This window comes from Azospirillum brasilense (genome assembly GCF_022023855.1).
In the GTDB taxonomy this organism is placed as follows: domain Bacteria; phylum Pseudomonadota; class Alphaproteobacteria; order Azospirillales; family Azospirillaceae; genus Azospirillum; species Azospirillum brasilense_F.
In genome coordinates, this window is the sequence record NZ_CP059449.1 from 255865 (window position 1) to 273627 (window position 17763).

Here is a 17763-nt window from a genome sequence, read left to right on the forward strand (position 1 = left end):
CGCCTACAGCGCCTTCACCGCCGCCAGAAGCCGCTCCACCTCCGCCTCGTCGTTGTAATAATGGGGAGAGGCGCGGACGACCTCGGTCAGCCCGCGGGCCTCCATGTCGAAGGGGGTCGAGGGTGCGGAGGACACCGACAGGTTGATCCCCTGCCCGCGCAGAGCCGCCTTGGTGGCCCGCGGTTCACGGCTGTCCACCGTGAAGGTGACGATGGCGCAGCGCTCCGCCCCGAGATCGCGCACCGTCACTCCGGGAAGCGCGTCCAGACCGTGCCGCAGCCTATCCGCCAACGCGAAAGCGCGGTCGCGGATCGCCTCCAGCCCCCAGGACAGCGCGTAGTCGACCGCCACCCCCAGCCCGAGCCGGGCGGCGATGTTGCTCTCCCACAGCTCGAAACGGCGGGCGTCGGGGCGCATGGTGTAGCGGTCCGGCCCGGCCAGCGCGCCGCCGCTGTGGTCGAGCGTGTACGGCTCGATGCGATCGAGCCAGTCCTTGCGGACATAGAGGAAGCCGGTGCCCCGCGGCGCGCGCAGGAACTTGCGCCCGGTCGCCGACAGGAAGTCGCAGCCCAGGTCTTCGACGTCCACCGGCATCTGGCCGACCGTCTGGCAGGCGTCGAGCAGATAGGGAATGCCATGCCGCCGGGCGACGCGCCCGATGGCGGCCGCCGGGTTGACCAAGCCGCCGTTGGTCGGGATGTGGGTGATGGCGATCAGCCGAACCGGCCCCTTTCCCGGCTCCCCGATCATCGCCTCCAGCGCCGCGACGGAGGTCTGTCCGGTCTCGTCGCTCGGGACCACCTCGACCACGACGCCGGTGCGCCGGGAGGCTTGCAGGAAGGGGATCAGGTTGGCGGCGTATTCGGCGCGCGCCGTCAGGATGCGGTCGCCGGGCCGGAAGCCCTCCCCCGGCAGGGCGGCCAGCGCGTTGAAGGCCATGCCCCAGGCCGCCGTCGCGTTCTCCGCCAGGGCCACCTCCTCCCGCGAGCAGACGAGCAGGCGGGCCACGGAGTCGTAGACGCCCTCCAGCCGGCCGTTGGCGTGCTCGGCCGCCTCGTAGCCGCCGATGGTGGCCTCCAGCGCCAGATGCGCGGTCACGGCGTCCAATACCGGCTGCGGCGGCAGGGCGGCCCCGGCGTTGTTGAAGTGGACGACGTGCCGAGTTCCCGGCGTCTCCGCGCGGGCGCGCGCGATGTCGATGGTCATTGGTCCTCCCCCTGCCCCGGTGTTTCCGGTGGCTGCTTCTCGCCGATGTGCACCGCCAGCCAGACGGTGGGGGCAGCCGGATCGGTCCAGGCTACGCGATGCCGCCGCCGGGCAGGAATCATCACCCAGTCGCCGGGGCCGAGCGCGCGTTCCGCCTCACCCTCGATCTGCAAGCGGGCGCCGCCCTGGACGACGAGCACGAACTCGTCCCAGCCCTGATCGTACCAGAAGCCGTCCGGCGATGCCTGACCCGTAGACAGGATGCGCTCGATGCGCACCGTCCCGGACGATGCCGTTTCCGTCAATGTCGTGAAAAGCTCATCCGGTAAGGAACCGGACGGCAGGGCCGCCAGCAGATTGCCAGCCGGGACGTTCATCCCCACAGTTCGGGGGCGGGCGGGCACAGCGTGCCGCCGTCGTAATGCAGGGCCGGCGTTCGGTCCTCGGCCAGCAGCAGCGGCCCGTCGAGATCGACGTAGCGCGCGCCTTGGGCCAGCAGGACGGCCGGCGCCATGGCGAGCGAGGTGGCGACCATGCAGCCGACCATGATGTCGAAGCCGGCCTCCTGCGCCGCCTGCTTCAGCAGCAGTGCCTCGGTCAGGCCACCGGTCTTGTCCAGCTTGATGTTCACCACCCGGTAGATGCCCTTCAGCCGGTCGAGCGAGTCCAGCCCGTGGCAGGATTCGTCGGCGCCCAGCGGCACCGGGCAGTCGATGCCGCGCAACGCCTCGTCCTCGCCGGCGGGAAGCGGCTGCTCGATCAACTCCACCCCGAGATCGGCAAGCACCGGGGCGAAGCGGCGGAGCATCTCCAGCGTCCATGCCTCGTTGGCGTCGACGATCAGGCGGGTGGTCAGGGCGGCCTCGCGCACCGCGCGCACGCGGTCGAGATCGCCCTCCCCGGTCAGCTTCATCTTCAGCAGCGGATGGTCCGCCGCCCGCGCCTTGGCGGAGGCGGCCATCACGGCGGGCTCATCCACGCTCAGCGTGTAGCAGGTGGTCAGCTTCTTCGGCGCGTCGGGCAAGCCGGCGAGCCGCCAGGCCGGTTTACCCGCCTGTTTGGCCTCCAGGTCCCACAGCGCGCAGTCCAGCGCGTTGCGCGCCGCCCCCGGCGGCAGGAGGGTGCGCAGCCGCTCGCGGTCCAGCCCGTCCGCCACCGCCCCGGCCAGGGACTCCAGCGTCTTGACCGTCTCGTCCAGCGACTCCCCGTAGCGGGCGTAGGGCACGCACTCCCCACGCCCCCGCTTGCAGGATTCGACCACCTCGGCGACCACGACCTCGGCCTCGGTCTTGGCGCCGCGCGATATGCGGAAGGTCCCCGCGATGGGGAAGGTATCGCGGCGGACGTAAAGACGGCGGGCAGTGGACGACATGAAACTCTCCAGCAACGCGGCGGACTCGAAGTGTAAGCAAACCCGCCGCGATGACCAGAGCAGGGTGGGAATGCCAGCCTTACCCGTGAAGCCCGGCCCCGTTCATTCCCGCACGCCCGTGCACACCAGAGGTTGCAGGCGCCTGTTGCTGGCGTGGATCGGGGTCCTGCACGATCACTCCGTACCAGCCCAGCCCCTTGTAGGTCTCGTAGCCCGGCGTCAGCGCGTAGCCGTAGGTGCGTCCGGCCCCGTCGGCGTAATGGCCCATGCTCTCACCGCTGCGGCGGAGTTGGACGGTCTCGCTGAGGATACCGCGCCCGTCGGACGAGGCGATCACCCGGTGCCGTGCGTCCAGCAGAAGGCAGCGCGAGCGCGAGCGTTCCTCGTCCTCAAGCCGGACGCCCTGGACGACGGCGGCGGCCTGCGGTTCCCAATCGAAGAAGATGCCCAGCACACCGATCGGGTCGCCGTCCGCCTCGCCGCCGCGCCGGATCGCGGTGGCGTAGGTGGCGACCACCCGGTCCTCCAGACGGCCGTTGCGCGCCACGTCGCCCACCGTGAACTCGCCGCCGTTGCGCGTGGCCAGCGCTTGGCGGAACCACCCCTCGTCCCCCACGCGGGCGCCCTGGGCGCCGGGGTAGCGGCCGGGACGGCCGGTGGCGATCACCTCCCCCTTCAGGTCGGCGATCCACAGGTCGAGATAGACGGTGTAGGATTCCAGGATCACCCCCAGCCGGTGGGAGGCGTGCTGGCGGTTCACCTCGGTCGGGTCGGCGGCGCAGTCCACCACCGCGCTGTCGGTCGCCCACCAGCGCACGTCGCAGGACCGCTCGTACAGGTTCCGGTCGATGATCTCGATCATGTTCAGCGACAGGTCGGCCAGACGCCGCCCGTGCATCTCCTGCACCATGGCGCTGCCTGTGGTGGTCAGGTGATCGACGCGCGAGACGATCTCCGACCGCAGCTCCTTGGTGATGGTGTTCACCTGCTTGGAAATCTCGGAAACCTCGTTCGCGACAACCGCGAACCCGCGCCCGGCGTCGCCGGCCCGCGACGCCTCGATCAGGGCGTTCATCGCCAGCATCTTGGTGCGGCGGGTGATGTCTTCGATCAAAGACACCTTCCGCGAGGCGACGTCCAGGACGCCTCGGGAAAGCTCGAACAGTTCGTTTCCGGCCACACTCATCCCGAACACCTCTGTGAGTTTGGGTGGGATATCTTTTTTAGACGTCCAACCATCAAACGCTGTGCCAAATGCCCTTTCGGAACCATCGGGACGCGCAAAGCCGCGGAACGCCTGTGTTTGCGGGCGGCGCTCCGGGTTCGGCTTCAACGTTCTTGAGATGTCAGTTTCGAAATTGTGATGAATTCGGCATCATATTGGAGTCCGAACAATCACACGCGGCACCGTCTTCGCTGCGCCACACCCGACGCATCGCGTGCGCCGCAACAAAAGAAACGGTTTCTCCTAAAAAATGAGGCAAAAGGTCGCACACCCCCTGCCCGCCGCTCCGACGCTGCTTAGCATGCAAGCAAATGACGGCCTGCTAATCAATGCCCGACTTTTGAGCAAGCGCAATTTTTTAGGCAAAACAGCCAGGATTGCACAAAATCGCGTCAGGCGACCTTGTGCATCTCGTCCAAGAAAAGCTGCACTTCGCGGGTCAGCCGGTCGGCCTGGACGCTCATCCGCTCCGACGCGGCGAAGACCTCGTGGGCGGTGCCGCTGGTGCGCTCGGCGGCGGTGGTGACGTCCTGGATGTCCTCGGTGACGGCGCGGGTGCCGGCGGCGGCCTGATCCATGTTGCTGACGATCGAGCGGATCGCCGAGCCCTGCTGCCCGATGCCCGCGGCGATGCCGCCGGCGATCTGGTTGATGTCCTGGATGGTGTGGCCGATGCCGACGATGGAGGCGACCGCCACGTCCGTGGAGGACTGGATGCCGGCGATCTGCCCGGCGATGTCGCCGGTGGCCTTGGCTGTCTGGTCGGCCAGCCGCTTGACCTCCTGCGCCACCACGGCGAAGCCCTTGCCCGCCTCACCCGCACGGGCGGCCTCGATGGTGGCGTTGAGCGCCAGCAGATTGGTCTGGCTGGCGATGTCGTTGATCAGAGTGACCACCTCGCCCACCGTCTTGGCGGCCCCCGACAGCTCGGCGATCAGCGCGTTGGAGCGCTCGGCCTCGCCCGCCGCGTTGGCGGCGACCTTGGCGACCTCCTCCACCTGTCGGGCGATCTCCCGGATCGACGCCGACAGCTCCTCCGTCGCCACGGCGACGCTGCCGACCGACGAGCCGGTCTGCGACGCGGCGGCGGCGACCGAGGATGCCTTGCCGGTGGCGGTCTGGGCGTCGGTCTCCATGGTGCGGGCCGACATCTCCAGCTGATGGGCGGTGCCGGACACCTGTTCGCAGACCGCGCGGATCTGCGTTTCGAAGCGGTCGGTCACCCCGGCGAAGCCCTTCACCTTGACGGCGATGGCGTCGGTGGCGGTGTTGATGGTGCGCGACGCGTGCAGGAAGTTGCCCTGCATGCCCTTCAGCACGATCCGCCGGAAATACTTGTTGGCCGACACGTAGCTCATCGAGGCGGTGGCCTCGCGGATGAAGGCGTCGGTGCGGTCGATCGAGTCGTTCAGGGCGTGCATCAGCTCGCCGAGGTCGCCCTTCTCCCGCACATTGACGACCCGCGCCTCGAAATCGCCGCGCGACACCGCCTGACAGACGGCCACCGCCTGCCCCACCGCGACGCGGGCGCGCACCATGCACAGCATGACACCGACCAGCGCGGCCAGCGCCGCAGCCCCGATCCCGATGCGCAGCGGCGCGCCGCCGACGTCCAGCGAGTCGGTCACCAACAGCGCTGCGACGAGCAACGCGGCGACCGCCCCGAGCCCGAACGCCTTAGAGAGAGAAGACGAATTCGTCATACCCGATCCCCTTCTCCGTCAGCAGCCCGACAACGGTGGCAAAGGCCTCGTTCATGCCCTGCTTGCGGTCTTCGTGGCGGTTTTCGATGTCCAGAAGCGTGCGGTAGAGCGGCACGACCTTGTCGATCGCGCCGCGGTCCGGCACACGGCGCGACGAGTGGTAGCCGACGAGCCGGCCATTGACGTCGTAGCTGGGGGTGACGTGGGCGAAGACCCAGTAATGGTCGCCGTTGCGCGCCCGGTTCACGACGTAGGCGAAGATTTCCTGCCCCGCCTCCAGCGTGTCCCACAGCAGCTTGAACACGCAACGCGGCATGTCCGGATGGCGGACGATGGAGTGCGGCGCACCCATCAGCTCCGCCTCGCTGTAGCCGGCCACACGCTGGAACACCCGGTTGGCGTAGGTGATCCGGCCCTTCAGGTCGGTCTTGGAAACGATGACCTCATCGGCGTCGAAGAACCGCTCGACCCCGGTCAGCGTCCGGTCGCGGGGGCCGGGACTGAGAACAGCGCTGTGTGCCATGTGCCTGCGGTCGCGGGCCGAGAGCCCGGCGCCCCCTTATTGGTTCGCGGTCGGTTACAGGGCGTACATCTCCCCATCCGCGCGTTCCCATCGGGCACTGGCGGACGCCGCAAAATAAAGACCATGCAGGTTATACAAAAGATTAAATTTGTTGCCGGACGGAAATATGATTCAGCTCAACCGTCCGCTCGACATCGCTCAACCGTTGACCGGACGCAACAATGTGCCGTCGGCTCACTCCGGCGGATAGGGAACGGTCAGCAGCCGGCCGATCGGCGGGTTCTCGACGATGGCCGTCATGCCGTCCGGCCAGTGCACCTCCAGCCGCTCCACCGCTCGGGCGCTGCCCAGCCCGAAATGGGCCACCGGCTCCATCTGGCAGAGATAGCCCGAGCCCGCGCAGACGGAGCGCCGCTGCCGCCGCCCGTTGGCCATGCAGGTGACCACGGCGCCGCGGGCCGGCGCGCCGTAGGGTGTCAGCGGCAGCACGCGCAGCCACCCGTTGTGGTTCGCCGCCGTGCGGTACAGCGACAGGGGCTGCGGCGATCCGCCGCCATGCCCGCCGCCAACCCCATTCCCATGAGCGACCAGCAGTTCCAGCCGTCCGTCGCCGTCGATGTCGGCCACAGCGGCCCCGGTCCCCAAACCCTTGGGCTCCAGCGCGTCGCCGATTTCGATGGCCTGCCAGCGCTCATCGCGCCAGCCGAACAGGCGGTTGGGCTCGCCGTGCAGGTTGAAGAACAGCTCCTCATAGCCGTCGTTGTCGAAATCAGCGGCGATCACGCTGGACACCCGGCCCGGAAAGGACATTTCGGGATCGGCCTCGTCCACGAAGCCGCCGCCGGAGCGCTGGACGAACAGGCGCTGCGGTCCCTCCCAGGCGCCGACCAGCAGGCCGAACCCGCCGTAGCCCGGCCCGTCCACCGCGGCCACCGCCCGCCCCGCAAAGCGCGAATCGGCGACCCCCCGCTCCTCGGCGATCTCCTCGTAGGTGCCGTCGCCCAGGTTACGGAACAGGAAGTTCGGCCCGCCCTCGTTGCAGGCGAACAAATCGACGCGGTCGGACAGGAACGGCAGGGCGAGCAGCCCGCGCCCGGCGCCGATCAGGTCGATGCCCGCGTCCTCCGCCGCGTCCTCCAGCCGCCCGCGCCGGCTCAGCTCGAACAGGCGGAAGGGGCCGCCGTCCGCCGCCACGACGAAGCCGTAGCGGCCATGGCCATGCCGGTCCATGGCGATCACCGATCGCCCGGCGACACGGTTGGCCATGCCGGCGTTCTCCGGCTGGGCCAGCAGGTCGAGCCAGTGCTTGCCGAAGCAGGCGAACAGGCGGTCGCCCATCTCCTTCGGCCCGCTCGCCCGGTCGGAGTTCAGGACATACAGCTCCTCCCGCCCGTCGCCGTCCACGTCGGCGGCGGCGATGGCGACCGCGCAGCCCGAGGCGTCGGCCAGCAGCGGCCCGGCGATGTCAACCAGCCGGGAGCCGTCCCATTTGAGGATGAGGTTGTTGGTGGCGTAGCCCGTGACCACCAGTTCGAATGCCCCGTCACCGTCGACGTCGGTCACGGTGATGCCGTTGGACAGGCGCGGCTGGTTGCCGTCGATCAGCCGCGAGCATTCGAAGAACATCGGCCGCCACTCCCTCACTGCCGCGACACGGCCCGGGGAGGGTTTGGCCCGCGAGGGCCGGTCCCTGACGGGCTCTAATCCGTTGATACCTCTTCGAACGGCGGAGGTAAACCCGCACGGAAGTCCAGCCCGCAAGGGAACTGCGGCCTATGACCGCGTGGCAGGCCTCCCGAAGGGCATGAAAAATCCCGCCGCAGCGGGCCGGCTGCGGCGGGATCGGTTCACCGGGCGCACGGGACGCTCAGCGGCGCTTCTTGACGCCGCCGTTGGTCAGGGAGCCGCCGGCGGCCAGCTTGACCGCATCGGACTCGTCGCCGTCCTTGGACGCGACCGGACGATTCCCGGCCACCGCCAGCTTGGCGCTTTCCTTCAGCGCCTTGGCGGCCGCCTCGCGGGCCGGCAGCTCGATGTTCAGCTCCAGCGTCGAGCAGTCGCCGCCGCGGTCCAGCTTCACCTCGACCTTGTTCTGGTCGATGTCGATGTACTTGGCGATGACCGCCAGAAGCTCCTGCTGGAGCATCGGCAGATAGTCCGGCCCGGTCCGCCCGGCGCGCTCATGCGCCATGACGATCTGGAGCCGCTCCTTGGCCTGGACCGCCGACGCGCGCGGGGCGGAGCGGAAAAAGCTGAAGATGCTCATGCGGACCTCCGGAGGAGGCGGCTGAACAGGCCCTTCTTCTGGGGCGTGACGAAGCGGTGCTCGACGTCCTCGCCCAGGAAGCGGGAGACCGAGTCCAGATAGGCTTGGCCGGCGTTGGACGCCTCGTCGAGGATGACCGGCATGCCGACGTTGGAGGCGCGCAGCACGGCTTGGCTCTCCGGGATCACGCCGAGCAGCGGGATCGCCAGGATTTCCAGCACGTCGTCGACCTTCAGCATCTCGCCGCGCTCCACCCGCTCCGGGTCGTAGCGGGTGAGGAGAAGCTGCTGGGTCACCGGCTCCAGCCCCTGCTCCGCCCGGCGCGAGCGGGAGGCCAGCACGCCGAGGATGCGGTCGCTGTCGCGCACCGAGGAGACTTCCGGGTTGGTCACGATCACCGCGTGGTCGGCGAAGTACAGCGCCATCAGCGCGCCCCGCTCGATGCCCGCCGGGCTGTCGCAGACGATGTAGTCGAAGTCCTTGGAGAGTTCGTTCAGAACCTTCTCCACACCTTCGCGGGTCAGGGCGTCCTTGTCGCGGGTCTGCGAGGTCGGCAGGATCGACAGGTTGTCGATGCGCTTGTCCTTGATCAGCGCCTGGCTCAGCTTCGCTTCACCGTTGATGACGTTGATGAAGTCGAACACCACGCGCCGCTCGCAGCCCATGATGAGGTCGAGGTTGCGCAGCCCGACGTCGAAATCGATGACGACCGTCTTGAAGCCGCGCAAGGCGAGTCCGGTCGCGAAAGCGGCGGAGGAGGTCGTCTTGCCGACGCCGCCCTTGCCGGAAGTCATGACGATGATCTTGCCCAACGGAGCTTCTCCCACGTTCCTAAATGTTGCCGCCAAGGTCCGGTTACCGGGTTACGCAGATCGGGGCCTGTGCCGGGCACGCTTTGCGTGACACCGTCCTCGCACAGAGGGCCGTTCGACAGAAAGCGCTCAAAAGCGTCATCACTGGGGCTCCATGTGAAGGTAGCCGTCGCGCAGGAAGATCTGCACCGGCTTCTTCAGCACGTCGTTCCCGAAATCCTCGCTGACGCGGTACAGTCCGGCCACCGAGACGACCTCGGCCTCCAGGCTGTGACAGAAGATTCGCGCGTTGGTGTCGCCGGACACGCCGGCCAACGCCCGGCCGCGCAGCGCGCCGTAGACGTGGATGTTGCCGTCGGCCACCACCTCCGCGCCGGGGGACACCGGGGCGGTGATGACCAGATCCGTCTTCTCGGCGTAGATCTGCTGGCCGGAGCGCACCGGCTCGGTCACCAGCAGCGCGGGACGGTAGATCGGCTCGGGCGGCGGAGCCGGGATCGGGGCGGCGCCGGCCTGCGGGTCGGCGGCGGGGGGCGCCGCGGACTCCAGCTTGGCGGCGCGCCCGGCGGGCATCGGGGTCAGCCCGGCGGCGAGCGCCCCCTCATGGACGGGGCGCGGACCGCCCCGGAAGCCGACCGGCAGCAGGTACAGCGCGCGCAGGTTGGTCACCAGGGCGGCGATGTCGAAACGCGGGGTGTCCTCCGTCAACTCCTCGAAGTCGAGAACGACAGGGGCGTTCCGGAAAAAGTTGGGCGCCTGCCGCACCTTAACGGCGAGTTGGGTGAAGAAGTCCGGCGACGCCGGATCATTCACCTTCAGCACCATCATGGTGAAGGAATTGCCCCGCAACTGGAACGGACCGTCCCGATCGGCACCCTGCCTGGCGCTGCTCACCGCTGCCATCCTGCTTGTGTTCCTGCCGAATCCGTGTCGTCCGCATGTCTGGGGCCATCGGCCAGGCACCAGGGCGGAAGGGTCAACCACCCGGGTTCTAGCGGCGCGGACCCCATCCGTTCAAGCCTTTCCCGGCGCCGATGGAGTGACAACCACCGGACACACGCGCCATGGGCCGGAACAGGGGGTCCCCGTCCGGGCTGGAGGTCCATGTGTTGCGTCAGCGGAAGGTCTCACTACAAAGTATGGTAATGGAACTGGATTCGCCGGGCAAAGGGTTTTGCAGGGATATGCCCTTTTCGCGCTGCGGCATCTTTCCCTCGCCACAGCGCCCGCAAAGATGGTTTGTGAGACTTCAATACACCATCCTGGTCGCGGCGATGGCGGGTTCCCTCCGCCTCTGGCGGTAGTCCGTCGCCGCCGCGCCTCCACCTGCGGCTCACCCACAACATCTTGTGTGAATCTTTTGCGATGCCCGCAATTTCGCCTGACGTTCCCCACCGCGCGCCCTATGTTTGTGATGTGAGGTTCCTATTCTGACGAAGAGGTTCCGCTTGCATCCTGCTTCGTTCCCGAGCGTCCGAATGTCGCCGGCACCCCATGACGGGCGCAGCCGACGGGACGCACGCCTCGCACCGGCAAGCCAGACTCCGGCCACCCTGTTGCACAGCAACATCGACGACCTCCCCCTTGCGGGAGGTTTTTTTGTGCCCGGAGCCGCCGCCCACCAACGTGACGTTAGGAGAGCGATATGGCCAGACGCCAGACCAAAGGCAGTGCCGTTTCAGCGTCCGAGTCGACGGTCCACCCGCTGTTCCCCGCCGCCGGCTGGGACCCCGTGGGCGGCGCCGACCGCCGCGACCAGAGCTATCTCCGCAAGGTCAAGCCCCAGAGCCCCAACCAGAAGAGGCTGATGGAGGCAATCAAGGACCATAACCTCGTTGTGGCGCTCGGCCCCGCCGGCACCGGCAAAACCTATCTGGCGATCTCCTCCGCGGTGGAGGCGCTGGAGGAAGGCAAGGTCGACCGCATCGTGCTGTCCCGCCCGGCCATCGAGGCGGGTGAGAGCATCGGCTATCTGCCGGGCGACATGCACGAGAAGATGGCCCCCTTCCTGCGCCCGCTCTACGACGCGCTGAGCGAGCGGTTGGGCGCCAAGCGCCTGCGCGCCCTGATGGCCGACGGCACCATCGAGATCGCGCCGGTCGGCTTCATGCGCGGTCGCACCCTGAACAACGCCTTCGTGGTGATCGACGAGGCGCAGAACTGCACCTACGCCCAGGTCAAGATGCTGCTGACCCGACTGGGTTGGCATTCCACCATGATCCTGACCGGCGACCCCGACCAGACGGACCTGCTCGACAACCTGTCAGGTCTGGCCGACATCGCGCGCCGGCTGGAGGCGGTGGAGGGCATCGCCGTCGTCCGGCTGAGCGACACCGACATCGTCCGCCACCCTCTGGTCGCCAGCATGCTGACCGTGCTCTGAAGCCGTCGGCAAACGAACGGCGTCGACGCGCAACCACCCTTCCGGTACGCAACTGCGGGAGGCCTTCGGGCCTCCCCTTTCTTTTTCACGGCACCGCAAACTTTCTCTTCCAAACTTCTGGACAGCGGCCCGCGACGTTTTCTCACCCTGGGTTGATCCGCCTTGACGACGATCAGGCCCCCGGAGCAAAAGTAACAAAAAATTTAGCAGAATTTCCGGATGGTCACCGCTCCGTCCGGGACCGGCGCCGATATGCCGGACATAAGGAAGATTCCGGAGGAACGTCAGGTGTTCGAGCGCATCAGCATCAAGGGTAAGATCTCCGTCATCCTGGGCGTCGCGGCCGTCGGCCTCGCGCTGATCGCCGCCGTCAGCCTGTTCGGCCTGCGCGCCGAGATGATGAAGGACCGCCAGGACAAGACCCGCAGCGTGGTGGAGGTCGCGCACAGCCTCGTCGCCCATTACGAGGCGATGGAGCGCAAGGGCACGCTGACCCGCGACGCCGCCCAGGCGGCGGCCAAGGACGCGCTGCGCCGGCTGCGCTACGCCGGTTCGGAGTATTTCTTCGTCATCGACCGCGCACAGCGCATGATCATGCACCCCATCCGCCCGGAGATGGACGGGCAGGACCAGTCGCGCACCGCCGATCCGAACGGCAAGCTGCTGTTCGTCGAGATGACCCGCGTCGGCGTCGCGGCGGAGGGCGGCTTCGTCGATTACCTGTGGCCGAAGCCGGGCCAGGCGGAGCCGGTGCCGAAGATCTCCTATGTGCGCGGGTTCGAACCCTGGGGCTGGCTGATCGGTTCGGGCATCTATGTGGACGACGTGGCCGCCGCCTTCCGCGAGGCCGCCCTGTTCCTCGGCGGGCTGGGGCTGCTGATCGCCCTCGCGGCGACGGGCATCGCCCTGCTGGTCAGCCGGGCCATCGTCCGCCCGCTGCACGCCATGACCGGAGTGATGCAGACGCTGGCCGGCGGCGACACGGCGGTGACGGTGTCCGGTACGCAGCGCGGCGACGAGATCGGCGTCATGGCCCGCACCCTGGACATCTTCCGCAGCAACCAGATCGACCTGCAGCGCCACTGGGAGCGCCAGCAGGTGGAGCACCGCGTGACCGGGCAGCGCGCCCGCGCCCTGGAACGGCTGACCGAGCGGTTCGACGCCACGGTCAGCGCCATGGTCGGTACGGTCGGGCAGGCGGTGCAGGCGCTGGAGAACACGGCGCGCTCCCTGTCCGACACCGCCGACCGCAACATGCGCGAGGCGGCGTCGGTCGCCGGGGCGTCGCAGCAGGCGTCGGTGAACGTGCAGACCGTCGCCGCCGCCGCCGAGGAGCTGAGCAGCGCCATCGCGGAGATCGGCACCCAAGTCGCCACCTCCTCGCACATCTCGATGGAGGCGGTGACCGCCTCCCGCCAAGCCAGCGACCGCATCGACGGGCTGGGCCACGCCGCGCAGAAGATCAACGAGGTCGCCGACCTCATCACCAGCATCGCCAGCCAGACCAACCTGCTGGCGCTCAACGCCACCATCGAGGCGGCGCGGGCCGGCGAGATGGGCAAGGGTTTCGCCGTGGTGGCGGGCGAAGTGAAGAACCTCGCCGGCCAGACCGCCAAGGCGACGGAGGAGATCGCCGCCCAGATCAGCGAGGTGCAGCAGGCGTCCCACGGTGCCGTCACCGCCATCCGCGAGATCGCCGGGATCATCGCCCGCAGCGACGAGATCGGCACCTCCATCGCCGCCGCGGTCCAGCAGCAGGGTGCGGCGACCGGCGAGATCGCCCGCAGCGCCGGGGAGGCGGCCCAGGGCACGCGGCAGGTTTCCACCAGCATCGACGAGGTTTCGGCCTCCGCTCTGGAGACGGAGAAGGCCGCCAACAGCCTGCTCGACGCCGCGGAGAGCCTGGCGCAGCAGGCCGGGTCCCTGCGCGCTCTGGTCGACGCCTTCCTGGTCAATGTGGAGGCGATCAACAGCGCGGAGTTGGCCACCCTCTTCGCCCCCGCCGGCGAGGAGGTCTTCATGCCCTGGAACGACACGCTGGCCGTCGGCCAGGAGGACATCGACAACGACCACATGATCCTGGTCGCGCTGATCAACCGGGCGGCGCGGCGCATCCGGGGCGGCGAAGTGCCGCAGGCCATCGGGGCGGCCATCGACCAGCTCGTCGCCTATACGGTCCTGCATTTCGAGGAGGAGGAGCGGGTGATGCAGAGCTCGGGCTATCCCGACTTCGTGCAGCACAAGGCGCAACACGACGCCCTGCGCAAGCGCGTGGCCGAACTGAAGCAGCGCTTCGCGGCCGGGGAGGCGCGGGTCGGCGACGATCTGCTGGCGCTGTTCCGCGACTGGCTGACCGGCCACATCCAACGCTTCGACAAGCGCATCGGCAACCATCTGGCCCGGCCGGACGCACCCGCGCGCAAGGCCGCGTGAGGAGCGTCCGGCATGGCGGAGTTTCTGAGCGACCTGTTCATCGTCGCCCTTCCAAAGCTGACCGCCGCGCTGCTGGCCTGGGCTCTCATCAGCTTCGTCGTCTGGAAGCCCCGCCTGACCTGGCTGCTCCTCGCCCTGCTGCCGGGCGGCATCGCCACCGTCGCGGTCTACGCCACGACCGGCACGGTGAGCGGCACCGCGCTCGCCCTGATCGTCCTGACCATCGCGCCGGCGGCGCTGGCGCTACGCTGGGCCGCGCGGCGCCTCTGGTGAGCGCGCGAAGCTCCCGCCTTGGGCAGATTGTCCTCTTGACCTGGACCGTGCGCCGCCCCATTCCAGTCGGTCATGAAAGCCCGACTCATCCGCATCGCCGCCGCCTCCGTCGTGGGGCTCGTGATCGCTGCCGGCATCGCTTGGTGGCAGGTCGACAACGCCTCCAGCACGGTGCAGAGCAGCGTGCCCATCGGCGGCCCCTTCACCCTGACCGACCAGGACGGGAAGACGGTTACCGACGCTGACTATCGCGGCAAGTACCTGCTGATCTACTTCGGCTACACCTATTGCCCCGACGTCTGCCCGACGGAGCTGGGCACGATGGCCCGCGCCATGGATCTGCTGGGCGTGCAGGCGGACAAGGTGCAGCCGATGTTCATCTCGGTCGACCCGGAGCGCGACACGGTGGCGCATCTGAAGGACTATGTCGGGCTGTTCCACCCCAATCTGGTCGGGCTGACCGGCACGCCGGAGCAGGTCAAGGCGGCGGCCAAGGCCTACCGGGTCTATTACGCCAAGGCGCCGCAGGAGGGCGGAAAACCGGAGGATTATTTGATGGATCACTCCAGTTTTCTTTACCTGATGGGCCCCGACGGGCGCTTCCTCGGGGTCTATCCGGCGGGCACCACCGCCGACCGCGTGGCCCAGGATCTGGGCACCCGCATTGCCGGCTGACGGAAAACATGAGCGGAGCCGCGCCCCTTGACCCGGTAATACCAAGGTTTCGGCGCGGTTTTGTTGGGTTTTCAAGCACTTGTATTAAGGGTTTTGCGACTTGACAGGGTTGTGCCCTGTCCGTATGGTCTCGCCGCTTTCGCGTGGCTGCGAGACAACGGGGACAACGAAGCGACATGAGCGACGAAAAGCCCCCGCCGTCTCTGGCAGAGCTTGACGCCCGACTGAAGAAGGCGCGTGAAGGGAAGGAATCGCAGAGCGGTCCGGGGAAATATCACCGGCTGCCGCAGAGTCCTCTCGGCATCGCCTTTCGAATCGGGACCGAGCTGGTCGCTGCCATGATCGTTGGCGTCGGTGGCGGGCTTCTGCTCGACCGCTGGCTCGGAACGGCGCCCTGGGGATTGATCGTCATGTTCTTCCTCGGCGCGGCGGCCGGAATTCTGAATGTCTACCGGGCCATCACCGGGCTCGGATTAGCCCCCGGCTACCGCCGGGCCCGTGAGGATGACAACGAGCGCCCCAACGGCGACGCACACTGAGCGAGGACGACCTTGGATCCGCTGCACCAGTTCCAGATCAACCCGATCCTCCAGATCGTGATCGCCGGGTATGACGTGTCCTTCACGAACTCGGCCTTCTTCATGGTCGTGGCGGTCGCGCTGATTTACGCGCTGCTCGTCTTCGGCATGTCTGGCCGCGCCCTGGTTCCGGGCCGCCTGCAGTCCCTGGCCGAGATCTTCTACGAATTCGTCGCGAACATGGTTCGGGACAACGCCGGGCACGACGCCCGCCCATACTTCCCGTTCGTCTTCGCGATCTTCATGTTCGTGCTGTTCGGTAACCTCGTCGGCATGATCCCGTTCACCTTCACCTTCACCAGCCACATCATCGTGACCTTCACGCTGGCGGCGACGGTGTTCGTGTTCGTGACCGTCCTGGCCCTGATGAAGCACGGCCTGCATTTCTTCAGCTTCTTCATGCCGCACGGCGCGCCGCTGGCGCTCGCCCCGATCCTCATCCCGATCGAGGTGATCTCCTACCTGATGCGCCCCGTCAGCCTGTCGATCCGACTGTTCGCCAACATGATGGCCGGTCACACCATGCTGAAGGTGTTCGCGGGTTTCACGGTTATGATGATCAGCGGCCTGGGCGCCGTCGGCTTCCTCGCCGGCCTCGTCCCGCTGGCCATCAACATCGCGCTGACCGGCTTCGAGTTCCTGGTCGCGTTCCTGCAAGCCTACGTCTTCTCGATCCTGACCTGCCTCTACATCCGCGACGCGCTGGAACTGCACTGAGCACCAGCGCCGACCCGGATCACCTCGTTACCTTTTCCACCACAGTTCACCCTTACCTAGAGGAATGAGTACCATGGAAGCTGAAGCCGCCAAGTACGTCGGTGCCGGTCTGGCCGTTATCGCCCTCGCCGGCGTCGGCCTGGGTATCGGCAACATCTTCTCGACCCTGATCGGTTCGATCGCCCGCAACCCGGCCGTCCAGCCGAAGGTCTTCCCGATCGGCATTCTGGGCTTCGCGCTGACGGAAGCCGTCGCGCTGTTCGCCCTGCTGATCGCCTTCCTGATCCTGTTCGCCTAAGGCCAGAGCGAACTTTCAATTTCGCTCTGACGCGGCGCCGGGCTCTCGAAGTTTCGGCGCCGCATTCTTGCCTAGGGGGACCGATCCATGCCGAACCTGTTGGCCAAGCGACGGCTGGTCCGCTGGTCGGGTGCTGCGGGCGCCTCGCTCGCCACTCTGACCGTGCTTGCCGGTAACGTCCTGGCGGCGGCGGCGGAGCACGCGCCGGAAGCCGCCCATGGCGGCGAGCACGCCGCCGGCGGCCTGCCGCAGCTCAATCCCGCCACCTTCCCCACCCAGATCTTCTGGCTGGCGCTGACCTTCATCACCCTCTACTACCTCCTGTCCAAGAAAGCGCTGCCGCGCGTGGCCGAGGTTCTGGAGGAGCGCCAGGAGCGCATTTCGCGCGACCTGAGCAAGGCCGCTTCGCTCAAGGAAGAGGCCGAGGCCGCCATGGCCCAGGTCGATCAGTCCCTCGCCGGGGCCCGTTCCGAAGCCCAGGCCCTGATCGCCCAGGTGGCCGCCGAGATCGACGCGAACAACCACGCCCGCCAGGCCCAGTTGAACGCCGAGAACGCCGAGCGTCTGCGCAGCGCCGAGGCGAACATCGCCGCGGCCAAGGAGCAGGCGATCGCCAACGTCCGCTCCATCTCCGCCGACATCGCCCGTGACGTCGCCGGCCGTCTGGCCGGGCTGAACGTCGACGCGGCCCAGGCCGATGCGGCGGTCGCCGCCGTGATCGAGGAGCGCCGGTCATGAACACGCCCGAAATGTGGGTCGCCATCGCCTTCATCATCTTCGCCGCCCTGGTGTGGAAGAAGGCGGCCGGCGCGATCACCGGCCTTCTCGACGCCCGCGCCGAGAAGATCCGGGCGGAGCTGGACGAGGCCCAGCGCCTGCGTGAAGACGCCCAGGCGCTGCTCGCCAACTACCAGCGCCGTCAGCGCGACGCGCTGAAGGAGGCCGAGGCCATCATCGCCCACGCCCGCGAGGAGGCCGACCGCCTCCGCTCGCAGGCCGGTGCCGACCTCGAAGCGTCGCTGAAGCGCCGCGAGGCCCAGGCCATGGACCGCATCGCCCAGGCGGAAGCCGGGGCGCTGGCCGAGGTCCGCAACCTGACCGTCGACATCGCCATGGACGCCAGCCGCCGCATCCTGGAAACCGGCATCCAGCCGGCCCAGGCGGACAAGCTGATCGACCAGTCGATCGCCGAGCTGCCGAAGCACCTGCACTGAGATCGTTGCTCCACCGGCAACGGTCTTTCGAAAAACCCCGGCCTAGGCGCCGGGGTTTTTCTTTGGTCGAATGGTCCGGCAACCC

At 67.9% G+C, this 17763-nt stretch carries 18 protein-coding genes and 1 pseudogene; 9 read left to right on the forward strand and 10 right to left on the reverse strand.

Translation table 11 applies throughout. From position 1 onward, the window contains the following. Positions 1-3: 3 nt before the first annotated feature. The 10 genes and pseudogenes from H1Q64_RS01250 to minC form a co-directional block, all read right to left on the reverse strand. Positions 4-1206 (reverse strand): aminotransferase class V-fold PLP-dependent enzyme, encoded by a 1203-nt coding sequence (locus H1Q64_RS01250; protein WP_237904060.1) that lies wholly within the window; start codon positions 1204-1206, stop codon positions 4-6. Continuing rightward, complete coding sequence (locus tag H1Q64_RS01255; RefSeq protein WP_237904061.1) at positions 1203-1583, reverse strand: cupin domain-containing protein; 381 nt, start codon at positions 1581-1583, stop codon at positions 1203-1205. The genes H1Q64_RS01250 and H1Q64_RS01255 overlap by 4 nt, the downstream gene beginning before the upstream one ends. After that, complete coding sequence (dgcA, locus tag H1Q64_RS01260) at positions 1580-2578, reverse strand: N-acetyl-D-Glu racemase DgcA (RefSeq protein ID WP_237904062.1); 999 nt, start codon at positions 2576-2578, stop codon at positions 1580-1582. The genes H1Q64_RS01255 and dgcA overlap by 4 nt, the downstream gene beginning before the upstream one ends. A gap of 79 nt (positions 2579-2657) precedes the next feature. After that, complete coding sequence (locus tag H1Q64_RS01265) at positions 2658-3764, reverse strand: methyl-accepting chemotaxis protein (RefSeq protein ID WP_237904063.1); 1107 nt, start codon at positions 3762-3764, stop codon at positions 2658-2660. Between the two features lie 431 nt (positions 3765-4195). Continuing rightward, a complete protein-coding gene (locus H1Q64_RS01270; RefSeq protein WP_237904064.1) occupies positions 4196-5506 on the reverse strand; it encodes a methyl-accepting chemotaxis protein in 1311 nt (436 codons plus the stop codon). Further along, a complete protein-coding gene (locus H1Q64_RS01275) occupies positions 5481-6029 on the reverse strand; it encodes a PAS domain-containing protein (RefSeq protein ID WP_137140121.1) in 549 nt (182 codons plus the stop codon). Before H1Q64_RS01275 ends, H1Q64_RS01270 begins: the two co-directional genes overlap by 26 nt. 234 nt (positions 6030-6263) lie before the next feature. Then, positions 6264-7655, reverse strand: coding sequence for a CRTAC1 family protein (locus tag H1Q64_RS01280; protein ID WP_237904065.1), 1392 nt, complete (start codon positions 7653-7655; stop codon positions 6264-6266). A gap of 391 nt (positions 7656-8046) precedes the next feature. After that, positions 8047-8295, reverse strand: a pseudogene (gene minE, locus H1Q64_RS33950) (cell division topological specificity factor MinE); the annotation flags it as partial. Beyond that, on the reverse strand, positions 8292-9107 hold the full coding sequence (gene minD / locus H1Q64_RS01290; protein ID WP_014239738.1) for a septum site-determining protein MinD: 816 nt from the start codon (positions 9105-9107) through the stop codon (positions 8292-8294). The gene minD and the pseudogene minE, both read right to left, overlap by 4 nt. Positions 9108-9248: 141 nt before the next feature. Beyond that, entirely contained in the window at positions 9249-10010 is a 762-nt protein-coding gene (gene minC, locus H1Q64_RS01295) for a septum site-determining protein MinC (protein ID WP_211111781.1), read from the reverse strand. A gap of 742 nt (positions 10011-10752) precedes the next feature. Here minC and H1Q64_RS01300 point away from each other — a divergent pair. From H1Q64_RS01300 to H1Q64_RS01340, 9 genes are all read left to right on the forward strand, one after another. Next, a complete protein-coding gene (locus H1Q64_RS01300) occupies positions 10753-11490 on the forward strand; it encodes a PhoH family protein (RefSeq protein WP_237904067.1) in 738 nt (245 codons plus the stop codon). Between the two features lie 252 nt (positions 11491-11742). Next, positions 11743-13923, forward strand: a complete 2181-nt coding sequence (locus H1Q64_RS01305) for a bacteriohemerythrin (RefSeq protein WP_237904068.1) — start codon at positions 11743-11745, stop codon at positions 13921-13923. Between the two features lie 12 nt (positions 13924-13935). After that, positions 13936-14196 (forward strand): hypothetical protein, encoded by a 261-nt coding sequence (locus tag H1Q64_RS01310; RefSeq protein ID WP_237904069.1) that lies wholly within the window; start codon positions 13936-13938, stop codon positions 14194-14196. Between the two features lie 72 nt (positions 14197-14268). Further along, positions 14269-14871 carry an SCO family protein gene (locus H1Q64_RS01315; RefSeq protein ID WP_119507426.1) on the forward strand — a complete coding sequence of 201 codons (603 nt, stop codon included), beginning with the start codon at positions 14269-14271 and terminating at the stop codon, positions 14869-14871. A gap of 176 nt (positions 14872-15047) precedes the next feature. Continuing rightward, on the forward strand, positions 15048-15410 hold the full coding sequence (locus tag H1Q64_RS01320; RefSeq protein ID WP_014239729.1) for an AtpZ/AtpI family protein: 363 nt from the start codon (positions 15048-15050) through the stop codon (positions 15408-15410). 12 nt (positions 15411-15422) lie between these two features. Beyond that, positions 15423-16166, forward strand: coding sequence for a F0F1 ATP synthase subunit A (locus tag H1Q64_RS01325; protein WP_035672105.1), 744 nt, complete (start codon positions 15423-15425; stop codon positions 16164-16166). A 73-nt stretch (positions 16167-16239) separates the two neighbouring features. Continuing rightward, complete coding sequence (locus H1Q64_RS01330; protein ID WP_014239727.1) at positions 16240-16464, forward strand: ATP synthase subunit C family protein; 225 nt, start codon at positions 16240-16242, stop codon at positions 16462-16464. A gap of 87 nt (positions 16465-16551) precedes the next feature. Then, positions 16552-17202 carry an ATPase gene (locus H1Q64_RS01335; RefSeq protein WP_237904070.1) on the forward strand — a complete coding sequence of 217 codons (651 nt, stop codon included), beginning with the start codon at positions 16552-16554 and terminating at the stop codon, positions 17200-17202. Continuing rightward, the gene (locus H1Q64_RS01340; RefSeq protein ID WP_041810942.1) at positions 17199-17678 is read left to right on the forward strand and encodes an ATP synthase subunit B; all 480 of its coding nucleotides are present in this window, start codon (positions 17199-17201) and stop codon (positions 17676-17678) included. Before H1Q64_RS01335 ends, H1Q64_RS01340 begins: the two co-directional genes overlap by 4 nt. Positions 17679-17763: the final 85 nt, after the last annotated feature.